Below are 17,538 nucleotides of genomic sequence, written 5' to 3'. Positions count from 1 at the left end.
AATGGGACAACTAATGAAATTTAACGTACAAGGAATGGGCAATGGAATGAGAACAGATTCAGTAGCTGGTAAGCATAAAATTGCTATTGATGAACCGGTTACAATGGGCGGTCAGGATTCTGCGATTGATCCCCTTTCCACTCTTTTAGCTTCACTGATTGGCTGTGAAAATGTTATGGCGCAAATCATTGCGAAGGAAATGGAGTTTGACCTTCAAGGCATCTCCTTTGATGTGGAAGCGGATCTTGACCCAAGTGGTCTTATGGGAAATTTAGAAGTCAAGCCATATTTCCAGCAGGTTAAGATTAAAGCGGTTGTTCAAACCTCTGAAACACAGGAGCGTATCAATGAAATGCAAAATGCTGTTGATTTGCGTTGTCCAGTTTTTAAAACAATGAAGGATGCTGGCATTCCGATTGAGAATGAATGGGTCAAAGCCACTGTATAAATGTAATAGCTGCCGGACTTCGATTTCGATCGGGTCCGGTCCCCTTTTGGTCAGTAAATAGATTGGATTGAATGAACGGCCTTCTATTCTTATTAAGGTCTATTTGTCTATTTTACGACTCTGAGTTTTACTAATGAATAGAGTTGAGGTGCAAACAGGAAATGAATCATTTAGAAGAACACTTTCAATTCTTTAGAAAAAATATCATTGGCAATGACCAATGGATCACGACTCCATATGGCCCCAAAAAGCTGCTTTATGCAGACTGGGCAGCGAGCGGCAGATTGTACATGCCCATCGAGGAAAAAATCCTTCAGCAATTTGGTCCCTATGTGGCCAATACTCACACCGAAACGAATATTACGGGTAAAAGTATGACGTGGGCCTACCGTGAAGCCAAGACTATCATCAAAAAACATGTCCATGCGGCTGAAAACGATGTTCTTCTTTTTGAAGGCTCAGGAATGACCGGAGCTATCTGCAAGCTACAGAGGTTATTAGGCTTAACGCTTCATGAAACCTATAAAAATAGAACCAAACTAAACGATTGCGAGAAACCAGTTGTCTTCATCACCCATATGGAGCACCATTCGAATCAAATCTCATGGGAGGAAACAATGACAGATGTGGTGATTGTGCCACCAGATGCTCACGGAAATGTATCCCCTATGATGCTAGAAAACATGATTAAGCAGTATGGAGATCGCCCGTTAAAAATTGGTTCCTTTACCGCTTGCTCGAATGTAACGGGAATAATCACCCCCTATCATCAATTAGCTAGGGTAATGCATCAATATGGCGGCATCTGCTTCGTCGATTTTTCCGCATCCGCACCCTATTTACCCATCGACATGCATCCTCCCTGCGAGCTGCAGCACTTAGATGGCATCTTCTTATCCCCTCATAAGTTTTTAGGTGGTCCAGGGACAATGGGCGTGGCAATCGTTTCGGAGAAAATTCTCCACTCGAAAATCCCTGATCGGCCAGGTGGTGGTACGGTCAATTGGACGAATCCCTGGGGTGAAAAATCCTATCTATCCCCCATTGAGGAAAGAGAAGACGGTGGCACGCCTGGCTTTTTACCGGCGATTCGAACCGCGTTAGCGATTCGTTTAAAGGAGGAAATGGGGACTGAAAACATCTTAGCGCAAGATCAGAATTTGTATCAGCTATTATTCTCCCAATTAAGGCACAATGAAAAGCTTATTTTGTTAGATGGCCCTCCATCGGAACGGCTACCGATCGTTTCATTTTATGTGGAAGGCCTTCATCACCAGCTGGTAGCTAAGCTGTTAAATGATGTTTATGGCATCCAGGTGAGAGCGGGTTGTTCCTGCGCTGGAACCTATGGCCATTATCTTTTACAGATTGATCGACAGCATTCTCAATTTATTACAAACGAAATCGATAAAGGTCATCATTTGATCAAGCCAGGCTGGGTACGTCTCTCCCTCCATCCAACCATGACCGAGCAGGATGTGACATATATCGCTCACGCCATAGAGGACATTGTGTCCAATGTGAGCCGGTATCAAAAAGATTATGTCTATGTGCCAGAGTGTAATGATTTTCAGCATGTGAATGAATGTCAGATGCATGATGAGAGCTGGTTTGATTTAGCGGGGAAAGAGGCTGCTCCGCATGTTTTTTCCATGAAATAAGAAAAAGTGCCAGGCACCATCCATAAGCTGGACGGTGTCTGGCACTCTTCACGAATTGGCTATTTCTCTTACAACAATCCGCGCTCCTTCTGCTTTAACTACTCTGATTTTGGCTCCTTTTGCAATAAAGGCCCCTTCACTGACAGCGTCGATTCGTTCGTTTTCAATGAGGATGGTTCCAGATGGGCGCATGGCGGTTAACGTGTCGCCCTCCATTCCGACTAATTCTAAACGGCTTATATTCGAGATATAGCCACTTTCTGTGTTCGTAGAATCGGTTAACATCATTTTTTGGAACAAGCGTAGCCTTTTCCCAAACACCTTTATTAATAAAATAGCGAGGATGATGGAAGCCGTAAAGGCAACAAGAAGAGAGATTCCCATATGAATCACATTGTCAGATGCCATAAACAAACTCCCAATAACGGCGATAAAACCAAGAATCCCCGCAATACCACCCGAGACAAAAAACTCTAATAGGATGAGACCAATCCCAACGACAAATAGGATAAGCGATTCAAAGCCCGTGAGCCCTGCGACGAGATGCCCATAGAAAAACAGTAAAAGTGCTGACAATCCCATAAATCCCGGAATACCGAAACCAGGTGAGTACAGTTCCACGACAAGTCCCAGGCTACCAATGGTCAGTAAAATGGAGTAAACAACCGGATTCGTGATAAAACGGGCCAATTTTTCGGCAAAGCTTAGTTCAAGGGGACGTACTTCCGCGTTGGAATATCCAAGCTGAACAAGCAATTCCTCCAAGTTGTTCACGATACCTTCCGCATACTTCACCTCTAAAGCCTGCTCAGAGGTAAGAGTTAATAGCTTTCCTTTTCCGGCGCCATACTCTGGCAAATCGACACTTTCATCGGCCATCGCAAGTGCATAAATCGGATCACGTTCAGCATGCTTGGCTGCGTTTCTCATTTCGGCAAACCAATAGGATTCCGCTTTCTTTCCCGCTGTATTCCCCTGCTGATCAATAATCGCAGCCGAGCCGATTGTTCCTCCTTTCACCATATAGATTTCATCCATATTAAGTGAAATATAGGCCCCAGCGGATAGCGCTTGCGTATTAATAAAAGCAACGGTCTTTACATCGGTGGAAGTGAGCAGCTTGCCAATCTCAGCTGCCGCATCAACCGCTCCACCCGGTGTATGAATTTCAAAGATAATAGCGTCTGCCTTTTCCTCTTCTGCCGTTTCAACAGCTCTCTTCAAAAAGGCGTGCAAGCCCTTTTCCACTGTTTCTTCAATCGGTACAACATACACCACTTCCCCTTTTGCCTTACTGTCCACAGGAAGCAGCATGAGGAAAAAGCCCATTAACAAAAATAGACTGGAAAACAGCCGAATTCGATTCACTCCTTTTCCCTCCCTTCTTAGATACATGGGAAACATGAAGTCAGTTCTTTCGTTTCAATAGTTTAAGGATTTAAATGTAACGATAGACCCGCTTCATTGTATCTAAAAGTGTATTAGTATGATAGTTAGTTTCAATAATTTATCTATGTGAGTGCTGTTTATTGGCAGTATATCTTTGAATGGAAAAAGAGTCAAAAATAACAGACATTCCTTAGATTGGATTCACTTTTTATATAAGCCTGCTTCTGACAGATTTTCCTGGATTTCTAGGTTCCTTGTCAGAACCTATCCCTACTTCTGACAGCTTTGTCCGTTATTCCTTTCTCCTTGTCCGAGCATAGGCATAATGATGCCAAGCATACTTCCTTTTAGGTATTGAATAAAGTAGTTAGTTTAGGACAGAATGTTTATCTTATCTTCTACTGACCTATCCTTTTTCGTTATGGCTAGCAAGTGGACAAAACAATAATAAATGATAATAGTTGCTAGTAAAACGTCCCAGAATAAGGAACTTTTCTGAAGCTGATCCGTAATAAAAAACTGAATATAAAAAAATGAATAAGGGGGTCTTATACATGTTTGATGAAAAGCCTAATTGTACTGAATGTGGTAAAGAAATCACGGGTGACGAGGTTGTTTTTATAAAAATGCGTTATCCAAAGCATAAAGGGATGACCGAAATAAAAGCCTATCTAAAGAACGAAGGTAGTTTCATATGTGAAGATTGCTTCCATCAAAAAGCAAACTAATTTGATGAAAGTGTTCCTACATAAAACAAGAAGGGAAACTCTCATAAAACAGAGTTTCCCATTTTACTTAAAAATACGGTGACCGTACCATCCGATTTAAGGCCGATGGTATGATAACTACCTGTTGCAATCGTATCTATAGGCCTCCGTTTTTCACCTTTAACACCGCTCCTTTCATTGGAAAATCTTCCATAATTCCTTTCTATAGTTTATATGAAAACAGCTTCACAAACAAAATTGAAGAAATACATTCTTTTAAAAAAATACCAGACACCATCCAATATTGGATAGTGCCTGCTACCTTCTATATTCACCTTTATAAAACAAGAATAAATTCCTTTATATATGTGTTGTGGTAGGCTCTATTGGTTCCTGGTGTGGTGACGGGACATCATAGTATTTTCCTTTTGTTGCGACTGCTAGAATGATATGCACAACAAATGAAATGCCGGCGGCGATGAAGGCAGAGATAGCCGCGGAGATGGTCCCTTGCTGGAATATGGCAAAGTACGATCCGACAACGGAACCAAGAAGTAAGGCAATCGGTCCAACCGGATTCCAATCTCTCAAAAATCCTCTGCGATATTCAATTTGTGACGGTCCAATTTTCAGAACCTTTTTGACTATGAGCAGGTCGGCCACCATGGATGCGGTCCAGGCAAACATACTGACACCCTGGAAGGTTAAAATCGCACCAATATGATCGATGATATTAGATAGCATGGCAATGAGAGCGACCATGGCTGTAACCACAACCCAAAAGACTCGGCCCGGTGTAAAATGAAAAATTCTTGAGAAGAAATTAGCTAAGGAGAGGGATCCGCTGTACAGATTAATGAGGTTAATTCGTAGCTGACTTAAAACGGTGTAAGCTGCTCCTCCAATTCCAAGTACAGTAACCATGTAGACACCAGGATTGGATTCGGCAAAACGAAGAGCAAACCAAATGCCAACCATTCCCATGATGAAATACGATCCAATTTGCGGCAGAAAGCCGATGAGTAAGGAGCCGAATTTGATTTCTTTTGGCTTTAAATATCTCGCATAATCAGCAGTTAATAATGATTGCAAGCCAATAATTCCGTTGTAAACTCCCATACAGGTCAATAGCGCTAACCCGCCGGTTGCTTGGCCTTCAGGCAGGAAGGTAATCCAGTTAGTAGCCGCAGGAGCGACCTTCATATTGAGGGCAAAGATGATTCCGCTTACTAGTAGAATCAGATAAATAGGAAGAGAATATTTTTGGAATTTATTCAACTGCTTCATTCCATACCAGTTCAGCGGAATAATCCCAATCCCGAGTATCACCATAATCAGCCATATCGGCAGCGAAGGAATGTACGCGTGAATGGCGTGCGACATGATACTTCCTTCGATAGCCGCGAGAACAATAAAGTTTGAAGCATAGATTAAGGAAGTAAGGGCAGCCCCAACAAAGCCATATCCCGCTCCCCTGGCCATCAAATTGGAATTCAATCCCGTTTTAGCGGCAAAAAAGGCAAAGATGGTTGCCAAGATACCGTTAATGACAGTTGCATAAACCATCGCAATGATAGCATTCCTGCTTCCGTAAGCCAGCGCCATTTGACCGGCTACCTGCATGAAAATCATGGCACCGGTAATCCCTAAGGTAACATTGAGAATGCTCAGCCATGGCATTCTTTTTTCCACTGGTACGGCATCAAGTGTAAAATCGTCCTTTTCCCCTGCTTGTTCATTTGTTAGGAGCTCAGCCATTTCACTACCACCTCTTCATTTAATGGGTTTCAGCTACCACCATGAAATTGCTCTATATGGACAGAGTGAGGGTACATATGCGAATATGTACCCTCACTCTCATGATGCCCTATTTAAAAATAGCACTAACCTCATAACTCTATTAACCAGGTATTATCTTGTTAGCTGACTATCGATTGGCTTCATTTCTTCGATGACCACATCGCCATCTTTCACAATTAATCTCCCATCAAGATATAACGAGCAATTTTTCATTGGTAAGTCGAGATGGCATGGGGTATCATTGCTGCCACCTAATTCAGAGTTTGGCCCTAGGGAGAACAGGACATTCCCATAAAACGCGCGTCCATCCATGCCAAATACTTGATCATCAAAGGCAAGACTGTGCCATTGGGCTCGTTCATTCAACCCCCAGCCAATATGTGAAATCGCATAGGCACGAGAATCGTTAAAGCTTTCCATATAATCCTTAATCAACATCGCCTCAAAGCCGCCATCAATGTTGGTCACAAAGCCATCCTTGATGGTGAAGGTCACCTGCTCCTGGAGGTATCGGTTAAATGGAAATAGGATATCTCCTTTATCCATCACCACCACCCCTTCAACCCCACCATCATTTGAAGTGGCTGCGGCAAAACAGCTTGGCAAATGGTCCCATCTTCCCGGCTCATCAGCAAAGCCGTATTCCGTCAAGATTGGATATTGGCCTAATTGATACGTCACATCCGTACCGGCCTGATTTGTCACCCTTAATTCCTTTGCATTCTTTAAAAGATCTGTGGCAAACAGAACTCGTTTCTTATCACTCTCTTTCGGAAACATTCTTTGAATGACATCAAAGGGCTCCACAACCATTAATATTCTGACGCCGGCTTCCTGAAGCTCCAGCTGTTCCTTCGAGAATAGCAAGAGGACTAAATCAATGACCAGGTCGGCCTTTTTCAAGCATTCCACCGCTACTCGGTTATCGGTTAACGGTGTGATGCCAAATGATCCTTCATTTCCACGGGCCGCTTGTGGAAGCTTCAGTTCAAAGGCATTGGCACCAATTTGCGAGGCGGCTGCTAAGAACGCTTTGGCGTAATCCGCCCGAATCTCACCAGAGGTTAAAACCGCCACTGTTTCATTCGGCTTCAGCTTGCATAGTTCCAATTCCTTTTTAAACAGAGAGATCATTTCATCCTGAACACTCATTATAAAACACCACTTTCCTTTAGATTTATTATTTTATCAACAAAAGAAGTGATATAATCTACTGTTTCCTCTGGAGCATCCTTGTAAATCATATGAGCAACATCCTTCACCCGCACTGTTTCCATTGCCGGGTTCAATCGCTTTAAAACCTGAAGCTCATTCTCGCGAATGGTATCACCATGCTCTGCTGCTAACAGGAGGGTTGGTGTTGTTAACAGTTTGACATATACTTGAAAAGGTTCCTTTAGGAGAGATTCATAGGATTGAATGATGGCCTGTAAGCTATTATTCTTATATTCTTCCATTCTTTCTGTCAGCTGTTCTTCTGTAAAGGACGGAAAATAGCTGCGGAAAAGTTCTAGTTTCCCTTGGTCTACTGCTTCTTTTTGTTGGATAAACATAGATAGTGGATTTGGATAAACCTCTCTTTGACCCGGACCGTTAATCGGAGGGTCAATTAAGACGATGCCGGAAATAAGTGAACCATAACGGCTGCCAAATGCTGCCGCTATTCTAGCGCCCATAGAGTGTCCGACTAGAATTGGAGGATGGGGATTATCAGTGATCGCATTGATTACATTGAGTAAGTCCTCCGAATAATCCTGGAGGGTGTAGCCTTCCTTTGGTGCATCTGACAGTCCTCTACCCCTTGGGTCCATTGATAAACAATAGTAGTGGTCAGGCATCAAATTCAAGATTTTTCGAAAGGATAAGCTGTAGCTGCTAATTCCAGGCAGGAAAATGACAGGAATGCCATTTTTATCCCCTTTTGTAATAAGGTGAATCTTTGCTTGCAGTCCTTCTACGTATAAATCCTCAAAGGATGTATGTTCAACCAATTCAATTGCTCCCTTCCCTTAGATCAACTGGATTTTTATAGACTTAAAGGCTAAAAGGGGGACTAGCCCCCTTTTCAATCATGCCGCAGAATTCAATCTTTTGCTTAAACAGGAAGCCCAATGGACTTACGAATATGGTTCATAAATGGTGTTCTGTCATATTCATGGTAGAGGCGTTCACGAAGAAGCGGTGCTGGCAGCGCGTTTACATTTTCAAATAACGCGACACGGCCTGCATGGGAGTCTGTTGTGATATCCCAGATAAAGTTCATTAACAGGTTTTTCTGCTTGGAGGTCATTTCACGTCCAAACAGAAGCTCCTCTAACTTGCCGGAAATAAATGGATTCTTGTAATCCTCTTCAGAGAACCTCATCACTAATCCTTGTCCACAAAGCTCCTGTAAATGATGGATGATTTGCGGATAATGCGTAATTCCGTACAACCGTCCGGCTGTCAGCATATTAACATCCGGCCACATGACTTCATCCTGGGTTGGCTTTGCCAGCTCCTCAGAGGCTAATACATACGCTCTTAAGGTTTGAGCATATTGAATGACCTCTGAGACAATCGCACGAACGCCAGGGATTTTCCCTGTTCCTAACGCATCGACAATCAACTGGGCGGCCCCTGCATAGATTTCAGCCTTTGTTGCAAGACGAGATAAAATATGCCAATGAGCACCAAGAATGACATCACCATATAATTCATTCAGCTCTGGCACGCCGTAGTTAAAGATCCTCCATTTCTCAACAAACACATTATCAAAAATTAAGAAGGAATCGGTTTCCTCTCCGCGTGATTTAATGGGGTGGTCATAAGCTTTGGAAGGATCAGCCGAAACCGATTCACGCGCGACGATATGGATACCAGGTGAGTTAATCGGTACAGATAGCCATAACGATTCCTCTGGCAGCAGGCCGGGGCGCATTAAATTGGAAAGAATCATTTCATTTCCCTGCGCGGCAACCGACCCAACTGCCTTCGCCCCACTAATATAGATTCCTTCCTCTGTTTCCTTTACCACTCGCAGTAAAGCAGGTGTAGAGTTGGCACCTTTAATCGTGCTGCCCAGTTCATTCTCAAACAGACGCGCACCGCCGGCAGCTGCCTTGGAACGGTCATTTTGCGGGTCTACTAAAACCTCTGGACCCATGAGGTTATTTTTTTGTGCATAATCAATATAATGAAGGACATTCTCGGCATATTCAGGACGTTTCTCACGAAATTTAGAAAGATGTGCGGCCATTCCAACAGGAACAAGCGGTGCCAGGTCAAATGGTCGTCCAAAGACACCAAAGGTTTCTCGAGCTACATAATCAGTTAATTCACGGCGGCTTTTAAGATCCTCCTTCGTTCTAGGAATCATCCATGCCTTCGTTACCCTTTCACCAATATCCTCTCTCATATAGGTGAGGGTATCTCTTGTGGCTTCGTCATGCTGGGCATCAAATATCTTACTCATGATATGGATACCACCACTTGTGACTGGATGGGTTGTTACATCTGGAATCAATTCACCTTTATAATAAACAGTGCGGTTATCACGAAGACTTTCCTTGTACATTTCACCTGTTTTGAGATACTTTGATACTACGTGAATGTTTTCCATTCCTTCATCTCCCACCCTATCAAAATAGATTATTTACACTAGCAGGATGTTCCTATCAAAGCTGTATACTGCCTGCCATTCATCCCTAAAATAAACCTACAATAGCAGTCATAATTGTATTCTATCCATCTAACATAATAGTGTCAATTTTCTGAACTTTGTAGTATACATAAGCCTTTCTCAAAAAAAGACCTATTCCCTCTATCTTTTTAAAAATTAATTGAAGTTGATTGATATTTAGTTGAAATGGATTCGATGACGGCCTCTGTGTTCATTACATCCGCATATTTCTGCTCTAAGTCAAATAGGCTTTGGTCATGGGACGCCTGTGAGCGATCACCGACCGCATCCCTTACAACAATTGGACGATAGCCATATTGCAGGGCATCAACAGTGGAAGCACGAATACAGCCTGAAGTTGTACAGCCGACAATAATAACGGTGTCAACATGATTGGCATTCAGACGGGCGATAAGGTCCGTTCCAAAGAATGCAGAAGCATATTTTTTTACAATCAGGCCATCACCCGAACGGAAGTCCAGGCGGGAATCCACCTCGACAGCCTCTGTACCTGCTTTCAAGGTTTTTAACCCTTCCATTTTTTGATACCATATCCCGGAATCTGCCAGCGTTTCATCATCATAGGCGATGGTTGTAAAAAATACTGGAAGCTTCAAAGCATGCATGGTATCGATAAGTTGATTTGTTTTTTCAATTTGCTGTGATAGGTCTGACCCCATCGGCATCGATGGATTGGTAAATCCATGAATCATATCGACTACAATCAAACCAGGTTTCTTCCCAAACCCTAACCTTTTACCGAAGCCTCTTTCTTGAAAGAAAGCTTGATCATCTATTTCATGTACCATCAGGCTGCCCTCCCTCATCATGTGAGATTGGATTATCCCAATCCATGATGATCATTAATTGTTTTTGATAGCTGTTTGAAATTCGCCAAATTGACGGTCAAAATATAGTAATGGAGCTTGTGCGTCACCTAAAGAAACCTCTTCTACTAATCCGATAAAAATCGTATGGTCTCCTGCCTCCACTACTTTATCTACTTTACAATGAATATTGGCTAATGCCTGTTTAATATCGTAATAGGCATTTCCTTTTCTTTCGGTAAATTCCTCGAAAAATTTAGGCGCCCCTGCTTTTGCTCCCTTTAGCGCTACTTCGATTTGATCTTGTGCCAGAAGAGCAACACTAAAACAGTTATTTTCCATAATCGCCTTTGTACTGGCATTTGTATTGGCAAGACTAATTAAGATAAGCGGAGGATCCATGGAAATTGAACAGCTTGCACTTACCGTAAGTCCCCATGGCCGCCCATCGATTTCGGTAGTGACGAGCGTTACCCCGGCAGCCAAACGGCTCATAGATTCACGAAAGTTTTTTTGTAATTCATTCATGAACACGACCTCCCTTCTCTATTGAAGCATTTGCCACCATTTTTCTGGACAGCAAAGCTCCTGCATTTGGAACATATGGGTCTAACTCTAATGTCTTCAAAATTTTATAGACGGTTGCGACAGAGGCAGAAAGCACAGGCTTTCCAATTTCATCCTCTACGATTTGAATCGCCTCCAATGAAGGCATTTGCACACACGCAGATAGAACAACGGCATCAGCCTGGCTTGTATCTAGATTTTTCACGACTTCCACGAGTCGCATTGGATTCTGGCGGCCTACCTCGAGATTATCTGGAATTTCCAGACTAATAGAATCGGTCACTTGAATGCCGCTTGCTTCAATATAATCTATCACTTGCTTTGTTAATGGCTTCATATAAGGAGTAATAATCGCAACCTTCTTTGCTCCCAAGGCCTGAATCCCTTCAATCAATGCACCGGCACTGCTGACAATCGGGGTTGGTGCTTGATTTTGTTTCGTTTGATTAAACAAACGCTGCTCTGATTCCATATGATACCCAGGACCTTGACACATGATCGCGACAAGGCATGCGTAGGCAAGCACATTGCATCTTGCATCTGAAAGCTCTACTGCACAGCGGTCGCTTTCAATATCCATTAATTTCAGCTCTTCCTTTGTCACCTTCTGCATCCGCATCCTGCTTGAATGGAAGGTAAAGGATATTTCTTGCTCTATTTGCTGCTTTCGCTGAAGCATGGCGGGAATTTCCGTTTCCATTGTGGTGTTTGAGCTAGGCACAACAAGGCCAATACGATAATTTTTTTTCATTCCTTCTCCCCCACCTATTTATTTTTTCCAGCTGTTAGGAAAATTTTTTTATAACGGTAGTCCGATTGATTGACGGATATGGTTCATAAATGGTGTTCTGTCGTATTCATGATAGAGGCGTTCGCGAAGAAGTGGTGCCGGTAATGCATTAACGTTTTCAAATAATGCTACACGGCCTGCATGGGAATCTGTTGTAATGTCCCAGATAAAGTTCATTAATAGGTTCTTTTGCTTAGAGGTCATTTCATGTCCAAACAGAAGCTCCTCTAATTTGCTATTGATAAATGGGTTGGCATAATCCTCTTCTGAGAACCTCATCACTAATCCTTGACCACATAATTCCTGGAGATGGTGAATAATTTGCGGATAGTTTGTAATCCCGTACAGGCGTCCAGCTGTTAGCATATTGACATCCGGCCACATGACCTCGTCTTGCGTAAGTTGTGCCAGCTCCTCAGAGGCTAGTACATAGGCTCTTAAGGTTTGAGCATATTGAATGACTTCAGAGACAATCGAGCGAACGCCAGGAATTTTCCCTGTTCCTAAGGCATCGACTATTAGCTGGGCTGCCCCTGCATACAATTCAGCTTTCGTTGCTAAACGGGAAAGCACGTGCCAGTGAACACCCAATACAACCTCACCATATAATTCATTCAGCTCTGGTACGCCGTAATTAAAGATTCTCCATTTCTCCACAAAGACATTATCAAATACAAGGAAGGAGTCGCTTTCCTCACCGCGAGATTTAATCGGATGATCATAGGATTTAGAAGGATCCGTAGAAACGGTTTCACGAGCGATAATATGGATTCCAGGTGCATTAATCGGAACAGACAGCCATAGAGATTCCTCCGGCAGCAAACCTGGACGCATTAGATTGGAAAGGATCATCTCGTTTCCTTGTGCTGCTACGGATCCTACCGCCTTTGCTCCACTGATATAAATGCCTTCCTCCGTTTCCTTTACTACTCGAAGTAATGCAGGAGTAGAATTGCCACCTTTAATTTGACTTCCTAGCTCATTTTCAAAGAGACGGGCCCCACCTGCAGCCGCTTTCGAACGGTCATTTTGCGGGTCAACTAATACCTCTGGTCCCATTAGATTATTCTTTTGTGCATAATCAATATAGTGAAGCACATTCTCTGCATACTCTGGTCTCTTTGCACGAAATTTAGAAAGATGGGCTGCCATGCCAACTGGAACAAGCGGAGCTAAGTCAAATGGACGGCCAAAGACACCAAATGTTTCTTTTGCCACAAAATCTGTTAATTCCCGACGGCTTTTGAGTTCCTCTTTCGTTCTTGGAATCATCCATGCTTTACTGACACGTTCACCTAACTGGGGGTTGATATAAGTAAGAGTATCCTTTAAGTCGGGCTGATGCTGGGCATCGAAAATTTTTGCCATGATATTAATACCACCGCTAGTCACCGGATGGGTAGTTACATCCGGAATTAATTCACCCTTATAATAGACGGTTCGATTATCACGAAGACTTTCTTTATACATTTCACCTGTTTTTAAATACTTTGAAATGATTTGAGTGTTTTCCATGCCTTCATCTCCCATTCAATTAGAATATGATTTTACATTGATTATTCGTTTTCACCAAAACTTCTCATACTTTGTAAAGTTAATATAAGTTAATCAAACTTACCAAACTTACCACATTTGTTATTCTATACTTTTTTTATACTTATGTCAATATTCAGAATATTTTTTATTGAATAAAAAAACCATGATGATATCTATGATCATTCACGGTTTATGAAGGGTATTATGTTTTCATATTTTTTAAGAGTTTGTCTAAGCTAATGACATCTGCATACCTGGCATTTAAATCGAGTAGCGTTGAGTTTTGCAGTGACTGATTTCGGTCCCCGACTGCTTCCTTAGGAATCATGACTCTATACCCACTTTGCAGGGCGTCTACTGCCGTTGCTCTAATACTTCCGCTTGTCGTAGCCCCAGCCAGAATAAGGGTATCCACATCCTTTTCCTTTAAAAAGGTGTTCACTTCTTCGTTATGTATATCCGTAATGTATACGGTAGGATTAATGATATCATATGAATAGCCGCTGAGCTCCGGATGAAGATTCGTCCATGTGCTTTGTGGATCTAATATTTGCAGTGACGGAAACTTGGTACACCAAAGCCTTGAAACCTTATGATCAGATTGATAGATTGTTTGACTAAAAATGATCGGTATATGATGTTCCTGCGCTGCTTCAACTAGCTGTTTCGTCGCTTCTATTTGATTTTCAACGTTAATAGATAACTGCGAATGCGGATCGGTAAAGGCAATCGTTAAGTCACGGATTAATAGTGCCGGTTTTTCACCAAATCCAATTTGTCCAGAAAACCCTTGATTAGAAAAAAGCTGCTGAATTTCATCTGTCATATACCTTCGCTGGCCTCCTGGTGTATAGATAACCTTGAGTCCATATTCTTCAATATAGCCGTTCTTTTCTAATCTTCGTAGTGTGCTGGGCGAAACTCCCAATAGCTTTGCTGCTTCCGATATATTTAAGAGATTATCGTACATCATGATTCCCCCCTTGCTGTTAGATAATTTTCTTAATAAAAATAAAATACTTGATAAACTCACTCTCATTCACCGATATCCGATTCGATAAATCATCCGTTCGCAGGACAAACTCTTTCACTCCGATAAACTCAGATTGAGCAATCAGGTAAAAGGCTGTTCCTTTTTTATAGCCTTTGAAGGGCCTTTTTAGTTTATATTGCTTCATAATCATGGCTCCGTTTTTTAATTCATTACATATTATTTAACGAATTATACCATGAATCTTCAAGCAAATTGGATTTTATATAACAAAAAGGTGTCAGCACACTCCAAAGCTTGGATGATGCTAACACCTTAATGATACATGGGATTATGAAACAGGTACATAAAAGAATAGATTAAGACCATCTAATAGAACCAAATTCACCATGTGGATGGTATTCTGCTTGATATTTGCGATACTCTCGTTCCAGTATGGAAAGCGGCAGCTCATATAGCTGCTTACCCTCGATCTTAAATACATTCACTCCAAAAAGCTTATTGATTAGCTTCTCCCGTCTTTGCTCTACACTATTTCTCAATGGAAACACTCCTTTTAATAATGATTGGTTTATTTCGTAACTTACCTGCAGCTTCACTATTTGTGTTTTATTTTTTAGAGCTTATTTGATAATACGATTTAACTTATATGACTAATTCGTTAAATATATTTTATAACTTATAATTCCTATGTGTCAAGTATGAATTAAAAATAGGCCTAGACTCCAAAAATATATAGTTCTCAGCTTACCCTAGACTAAAGTTAATGAGTCCACTTATGTGAAGAATTGTACATTTATACTATAATTGAGGTGAGCCGATTACCTCTAAATTTCCTTATTCTAAAGCAACACGAGGAAATATCGATGTGACCCTAGAGGTTCAATAGCTCACTTCAGAGTGCCAAGCACCCTCACATTTATGGAGCTGCTTGGCACTCTTCTTTGTCCCCTTCCCTCTTCTGTAGTGTTATAATCGAATTACCTAGAACTGATTTAAAGAGAATGCAAGCTATCGTTTTGTGAAGCATTCTTCATACTTTTAACTCTACACGCACTTGAAAAAAAGAAATATAGCATCATCATCTGCAGTATTGAAAAGTCTTCGTCACTATTCTAATGAAGGAAAGGAATGGAGAATTTGAAAAAGGTTGGAAGAAATGATATATGTCCTTGCGGCAGCGGAAAAAAATATAAGAACTGCTGTGGAAAAACGAATGTGATCTCCATGGAGCAGTTAATTGATAAGGATCTGATGGAGTTACAGGTCAATATGATTCAATTTGCCATGAACCATTTTTCAGAAGAAATTGAAGAGGTTCTAGAAGAACAATTTGAAACCATCGATATTCCAAATGAGGCCTTTGAACTGTTTCACTTTTACACCTTAACCTGGTTTATTACCTCTATAGAGGTAGATGGAAAAACAATTATGTCCCATTATATTGATCAACAAAAGGCAAAGCTGACCCGTCAAAGAGTAAAGGATATACTTCAATCCTGGCGAAAGGCAAAGCCCACCATTTCCCTTATTACAGAGCAGGATCAGGATGACCAGCAGCTGCTCACACTGAAGGATATTTTCACAGACGAGGTATACAGGGTAAAGGTGCTGGATGAGGAGCACCCAGTTGAAACCGGCGGCATAGTGTTGAGCACTATCCTTCCTGCTGGTGAGCACTCGATCTTCTTTACCACTTTTATTGATTTACCTGCAAGCCTAACCAATATGGTTGTCAACAGAGTCATGAATATGATGGAGGGAAGGGACAGGTCTCAGCCTGACAGCTTTGTAGCCCAATCGTTTCCGGAAATTCTTCATCTTTTTTTATTCGGGATAGAACCAACAATAGAGGATTTTAATTGGATTTCTCCTAAGCATAAGGAAGTAGCCCTGGAATTTGAGGACTATGTCGAAGAGGATGTTCTCCTAAATCTAGGCGTCCATCTATGGCATCAATACTGCCTGCAAAGGAATCCGAAGATCATGAAAACAAGCGTCTATACGGCAGCCCTGCTCTACTTAATCGATCAATTTAATCCCTTTGGCGGCTATACAACGCAAAAGGAGCTTGCTGACGATTTCGCCATTTCCGTAAGCAGCTTGTCCACCAGATACAAGGATATGGAGGCTGTGCTTGAGGAGGAAATTCATGAGCTTGAGGAAAAGCTAGCTACGATTGATCTAGAAGAGGTCTATGATGACCTATTCGATGAAGACGATTTATTTGATAAAGAGGACGACAACAGCTCACTTTTTGCCCACTCCGGAGTCCCAATGGAACGGGAGCTTCATGCCATACAGAACAACCTAGAAAAAACGTCCTTTAGCTCACAGGATGAAGCCAATTCTTTGCTTAAAAAGCAACGAAACCATTCGCAAGGACCGCAGCGGGAGCTGACTAATAAGGAAAAAGCACAGGAGCTATTATTTGATGCCTATGAGGCAACGGGCAAACGGAGAAAGCAACTTGCTGAGAAAGCACTGAAGCTTTATCCAAATAGTCCTGGTGCTTATAGTATTTTAGCCGAATTCGAGTTGAATCCCCTTAAGGAGGAAAAGCTGCTATTAAAGGCAGTGGAAGCAGGTGAAAAGGAACTTGGCGAGGACTTTTTCAAGGAAAATGCCGGTCATTTCTGGGGAATTTTCCACACCCGCCCTTATATGCGCGCGAAATATGATTACGCTGAGTTTTTACATAGTGAAGGCCGCTTGACTGAGGCGATTCAACACTATGAGGAGCTCCTTGAACTAAATCCAAACGACAATCAAGGGGTTCGCTATGAGTTATTTACCGTTTTAGTTGAAAAAGGACTGCTGGACCAAGCTGCCGTGTTATTAAATACATATAAAGAAGAGATGACAGCAAATGGAGCCTACAACCGTGTCCTCCTTGAATTTTTGCAAAATGGAGCCACTAGTAAGGCCAAACAGCTGCTCCAAAAGGCATTGAAAAAGAATCCGTATGTTTCTGCTTTTTTATTAGAGGAAAGAGAAATTCCGATGTATCTTCCTAACGGATTTGAGCTTGGAAAAGAATCAGAGGCAATTATTTATGCTGACCAGCATTTTGATTTATGGAGAAGGAATAAGAAATTAATGAGCTGGTTGAAAAAAAGCAGATAACAAATGGGTCACGGGGAGTTATTTTCCCAGTGACC

Annotated in this window: 16 protein-coding genes and 1 pseudogene; 4 read left to right on the top strand and 13 right to left on the bottom strand. The window is 41.9% G+C overall.

Features of this window, described 5'->3' with window-relative positions; all coding sequences use genetic code 11:
- The first annotated feature begins 1 nt into the window (after position 1).
- Complete coding sequence (locus tag BQ5321_RS09200) at positions 2–448, top strand: OsmC family protein (RefSeq protein ID WP_071394212.1); 447 nt, start codon at positions 2–4, stop codon at positions 446–448.
- Between the two features lie 161 nt (positions 449–609).
- Positions 610–2,109, top strand: a complete 1,500-nt coding sequence (locus BQ5321_RS09195; protein WP_071394211.1) for an aminotransferase class V-fold PLP-dependent enzyme — start codon at positions 610–612, stop codon at positions 2,107–2,109.
- Positions 2,110–2,157: 48 nt separating this feature from the next.
- Here BQ5321_RS09195 and BQ5321_RS09190 read toward each other — a convergent pair whose 3' ends face one another.
- On the bottom strand, positions 2,158–3,438 hold the full coding sequence (locus tag BQ5321_RS09190; RefSeq protein WP_139187907.1) for an NfeD family protein: 1,281 nt from the start codon (positions 3,436–3,438) through the stop codon (positions 2,158–2,160).
- 614 nt (positions 3,439–4,052) lie between these two features.
- On the opposite strand from BQ5321_RS09190, the gene BQ5321_RS09185 reads away from it, so the two are divergent.
- Positions 4,053–4,226, top strand: a complete 174-nt coding sequence (locus BQ5321_RS09185; protein ID WP_071394210.1) for a Fe3+ hydroxamate ABC transporter substrate-binding protein — start codon at positions 4,053–4,055, stop codon at positions 4,224–4,226.
- 56 nt (positions 4,227–4,282) lie between these two features.
- Here the strand turns inward: BQ5321_RS09185 and BQ5321_RS25095 are convergent.
- The 12 genes and pseudogenes from BQ5321_RS25095 to BQ5321_RS09130 all read right to left on the bottom strand — a co-directional run.
- Positions 4,283–4,419, bottom strand: a pseudogene (locus BQ5321_RS25095) (RCC1-like domain-containing protein); the annotation flags it as partial.
- Between the two features lie 146 nt (positions 4,420–4,565).
- Positions 4,566–5,963, bottom strand: a complete 1,398-nt coding sequence (locus BQ5321_RS09180; RefSeq protein WP_071394209.1) for a purine-cytosine permease family protein — start codon at positions 5,961–5,963, stop codon at positions 4,566–4,568.
- Positions 5,964–6,116: 153 nt separating this feature from the next.
- Positions 6,117–7,157, bottom strand: coding sequence for a 2,5-dihydroxypyridine 5,6-dioxygenase NicX family protein (locus BQ5321_RS09175; RefSeq protein ID WP_071394208.1), 1,041 nt, complete (start codon positions 7,155–7,157; stop codon positions 6,117–6,119).
- Entirely contained in the window at positions 7,157–7,996 is an 840-nt protein-coding gene (locus BQ5321_RS09170; RefSeq protein WP_071394207.1) for an alpha/beta fold hydrolase, read from the bottom strand. The genes BQ5321_RS09175 and BQ5321_RS09170 overlap by 1 nt, the downstream gene beginning before the upstream one ends.
- 104 nt (positions 7,997–8,100) lie before the next feature.
- The gene (locus BQ5321_RS09165; RefSeq protein WP_071394206.1) at positions 8,101–9,606 is read right to left on the bottom strand and encodes a 4-hydroxyphenylacetate 3-hydroxylase N-terminal domain-containing protein; all 1,506 of its coding nucleotides are present in this window, start codon (positions 9,604–9,606) and stop codon (positions 8,101–8,103) included.
- A gap of 209 nt (positions 9,607–9,815) precedes the next feature.
- On the bottom strand, positions 9,816–10,475 hold the full coding sequence (locus tag BQ5321_RS09160; protein WP_084786713.1) for an isochorismatase family protein: 660 nt from the start codon (positions 10,473–10,475) through the stop codon (positions 9,816–9,818).
- Between the two features lie 54 nt (positions 10,476–10,529).
- Positions 10,530–11,021, bottom strand: coding sequence for a flavin reductase family protein (locus BQ5321_RS09155; protein ID WP_071394205.1), 492 nt, complete (start codon positions 11,019–11,021; stop codon positions 10,530–10,532).
- Positions 11,014–11,811 carry a maleate cis-trans isomerase family protein gene (locus tag BQ5321_RS09150; protein WP_071394204.1) on the bottom strand — a complete coding sequence of 266 codons (798 nt, stop codon included), beginning with the start codon at positions 11,809–11,811 and terminating at the stop codon, positions 11,014–11,016. The genes BQ5321_RS09155 and BQ5321_RS09150 overlap by 8 nt, the downstream gene beginning before the upstream one ends.
- A gap of 48 nt (positions 11,812–11,859) precedes the next feature.
- Positions 11,860–13,365, bottom strand: coding sequence for a 4-hydroxyphenylacetate 3-hydroxylase N-terminal domain-containing protein (locus BQ5321_RS09145; RefSeq protein ID WP_071394203.1), 1,506 nt, complete (start codon positions 13,363–13,365; stop codon positions 11,860–11,862).
- A 223-nt stretch (positions 13,366–13,588) separates the two neighbouring features.
- Positions 13,589–14,359 carry an isochorismatase family protein gene (locus BQ5321_RS09140; RefSeq protein ID WP_234978373.1) on the bottom strand — a complete coding sequence of 257 codons (771 nt, stop codon included), beginning with the start codon at positions 14,357–14,359 and terminating at the stop codon, positions 13,589–13,591.
- 16 nt (positions 14,360–14,375) lie between these two features.
- A complete protein-coding gene (locus tag BQ5321_RS09135; RefSeq protein WP_071394201.1) occupies positions 14,376–14,564 on the bottom strand; it encodes a hypothetical protein in 189 nt (62 codons plus the stop codon).
- 172 nt (positions 14,565–14,736) lie between these two features.
- Positions 14,737–14,919: a Fur-regulated basic protein FbpA gene (locus BQ5321_RS09130; protein WP_071394200.1), complete on the bottom strand. Its 183-nt coding sequence runs from the start codon at positions 14,917–14,919 to the stop codon at positions 14,737–14,739.
- 589 nt (positions 14,920–15,508) lie between these two features.
- Between BQ5321_RS09130 and BQ5321_RS09125 the strand changes: the two genes are divergently transcribed.
- The gene (locus BQ5321_RS09125) at positions 15,509–17,503 is read left to right on the top strand and encodes a tetratricopeptide repeat protein (RefSeq protein WP_071394199.1); all 1,995 of its coding nucleotides are present in this window, start codon (positions 15,509–15,511) and stop codon (positions 17,501–17,503) included.
- Positions 17,504–17,538: the final 35 nt, after the last annotated feature.

The organism is Bacillus tuaregi, from assembly GCF_900104575.1.
In the GTDB taxonomy this organism is placed as follows: Bacteria; Bacillota; Bacilli; order Bacillales; family Cytobacillaceae; genus Bacillus_BD; species Bacillus_BD tuaregi.
Note: the sequence above shows the minus strand (reverse complement) of the source record. Positions and strands in the feature narration are given on the sequence as shown.

What these genes read in the sequence shown, in the direction of transcription:
- BQ5321_RS09180 (WP_071394209.1), bottom strand. Translation starts at nt 5,963, where the DNA reads ATGGCTGAGCTCCTAACAAATGAACAAGCAGGGGAAAAGGACGATTTT.
- BQ5321_RS09165 (WP_071394206.1), bottom strand. Translation starts at nt 9,606, where the DNA reads ATGGAAAACATTCACGTAGTATCAAAGTATCTCAAAACAGGTGAAATG.
- BQ5321_RS09150 (WP_071394204.1), bottom strand. Translation starts at nt 11,811, where the DNA reads ATGAAAAAAAATTATCGTATTGGCCTTGTTGTGCCTAGCTCAAACACC.
- BQ5321_RS09135 (WP_071394201.1), bottom strand. Translation starts at nt 14,564, where the DNA reads ATGAAGCAATATAAACTAAAAAGGCCCTTCAAAGGCTATAAAAAAGGA.
- BQ5321_RS09175 (WP_071394208.1), bottom strand. Translation starts at nt 7,157, where the DNA reads ATGAGTGTTCAGGATGAAATGATCTCTCTGTTTAAAAAGGAATTGGAA.
- BQ5321_RS09160 (WP_084786713.1), bottom strand. Translation starts at nt 10,475, where the DNA reads ATGGTACATGAAATAGATGATCAAGCTTTCTTTCAAGAAAGAGGCTTC.
- BQ5321_RS09155 (WP_071394205.1), bottom strand. Translation starts at nt 11,021, where the DNA reads ATGAATGAATTACAAAAAAACTTTCGTGAATCTATGAGCCGTTTGGCT.
- BQ5321_RS09125 (WP_071394199.1), top strand. Translation starts at nt 15,509, where the DNA reads ATGGAGAATTTGAAAAAGGTTGGAAGAAATGATATATGTCCTTGCGGC.
- BQ5321_RS09185 (WP_071394210.1), top strand. Translation starts at nt 4,053, where the DNA reads ATGTTTGATGAAAAGCCTAATTGTACTGAATGTGGTAAAGAAATCACG.
- BQ5321_RS09200 (WP_071394212.1), top strand. Translation starts at nt 2, where the DNA reads ATGGGACAACTAATGAAATTTAACGTACAAGGAATGGGCAATGGAATG.
- BQ5321_RS09190 (WP_139187907.1), bottom strand. Translation starts at nt 3,438, where the DNA reads ATGGGCTTTTTCCTCATGCTGCTTCCTGTGGACAGTAAGGCAAAAGGG.
- BQ5321_RS09145 (WP_071394203.1), bottom strand. Translation starts at nt 13,365, where the DNA reads ATGGAAAACACTCAAATCATTTCAAAGTATTTAAAAACAGGTGAAATG.
- BQ5321_RS09195 (WP_071394211.1), top strand. Translation starts at nt 610, where the DNA reads ATGAATCATTTAGAAGAACACTTTCAATTCTTTAGAAAAAATATCATT.
- BQ5321_RS09140 (WP_234978373.1), bottom strand. Translation starts at nt 14,359, where the DNA reads ATGATGTACGATAATCTCTTAAATATATCGGAAGCAGCAAAGCTATTG.